General features: G+C 58.7%; 1 protein-coding gene. It reads right to left on the bottom strand.

The annotated features are described in order from the left end of the window. Positions 1-371 precede the first annotated feature (371 nt). Positions 372-1,166, bottom strand: a complete 795-nt coding sequence (locus tag ACN4EK_RS32690) for an APH(3')-II family aminoglycoside O-phosphotransferase (RefSeq protein WP_171502934.1) — start codon at positions 1,164-1,166, stop codon at positions 372-374. Positions 1,167-1,313 lie beyond the last annotated feature (147 nt).

Below are 1,313 nucleotides of genomic sequence, written 5' to 3'. Positions count from 1 at the left end.
CCCGAAGGGAGAAAGGCGGACAGGTATCCGGTAAGCGGCAGGGTCGGAACAGGAGAGCGCACGAGGGAGCTTCCAGGGGGAAACGCCTGGTATCTTTATAGTCCTGTCGGGTTTCGCCACCTCTGACTTGAGCGTCGATTTTTGTGATGCTCGTCAGGGGGGCGGAGCCTATGGAAAAACGCCAGCAACGCGGCCTTTTTACGGTTCCTGGCCTTTTGCTGGCCTTTTGCTCACATGTTCTTTCCTGCGTTATCCCCTGATTCTGTGGATAACCGTATTACCGCCTTTGAGTGAGCTGATACCGCTCGCCGCAGCCGAACGACCGAGCGCAGCGAGTCAGTGAGCGAGGAAGCCGAACCCCAGAGTCCCGCTCAGAAGAACTCGTCAAGAAGGCGATAGAAGGCGATGCGCTGCGAATCGGGAGCGGCGATACCGTAAAGCACGAGGAAGCGGTCAGCCCATTCGCCGCCAAGCTCTTCAGCAATATCACGGGTAGCCAACGCTATGTCCTGATAGCGGTCCGCCACACCCAGCCGGCCACAGTCGATGAATCCAGAAAAGCGGCCATTTTCCACCATGATATTCGGCAAGCAGGCATCGCCATGGGTCACGACGAGATCCTCGCCGTCGGGCATGCGCGCCTTGAGCCTGGCGAACAGTTCGGCTGGCGCGAGCCCCTGATGCTCTTCGTCCAGATCATCCTGATCGACAAGACCGGCTTCCATCCGAGTGCGTGCTCGCTCGATGCGATGTTTCGCTTGGTGGTCGAATGGGCAGGTAGCCGGATCAAGCGTATGCAGCCGCCGCATTGCATCAGCCATGATGGATACTTTCTCGGCAGGAGCAAGGTGAGATGACAGGAGATCCTGCCCCGGCACTTCGCCCAATAGCAGCCAGTCCCTTCCCGCTTCAGTGACAACGTCGAGCACAGCTGCGCAAGGAACGCCCGTCGTGGCCAGCCACGATAGCCGCGCTGCCTCGTCCTGCAGTTCATTCAGGGCACCGGACAGGTCGGTCTTGACAAAAAGAACCGGGCGCCCCTGCGCTGACAGCCGGAACACGGCGGCATCAGAGCAGCCGATTGTCTGTTGTGCCCAGTCATAGCCGAATAGCCTCTCCACCCAAGCGGCCGGAGAACCTGCGTGCAATCCATCTTGTTCAAGCATGCGAAACGACCGTCATCCTGTCTCTTGATCAGATCTTGATCCCCTGCGCCATCAGATCCTTGGCGGCAAGAAAGCCATCCAGTTTACTTTGCAGGGCTTCCCAACCTTACCAGAGGGCGCCCCAGCTGCTGTCTCTTATACACATCT

Origin of the sequence: Pantanalinema rosaneae CENA516 (assembly GCF_050753385.1) — a bacterium.
Taxonomy (GTDB): Bacteria; Cyanobacteriota; Cyanobacteriia; order Leptolyngbyales; family Leptolyngbyaceae; genus Pantanalinema; species Pantanalinema rosaneae.
Note: the sequence above shows the minus strand (reverse complement) of the source record. Positions and strands in the feature narration are given on the sequence as shown.

Bases quoted from the DNA above. Each gene is read 5' to 3' on its own strand.
- ACN4EK_RS32690 (WP_171502934.1), bottom strand. From the start codon at position 1,166: ATGCTTGAACAAGATGGATTGCACGCAGGTTCTCCGGCCGCTTGGGTG.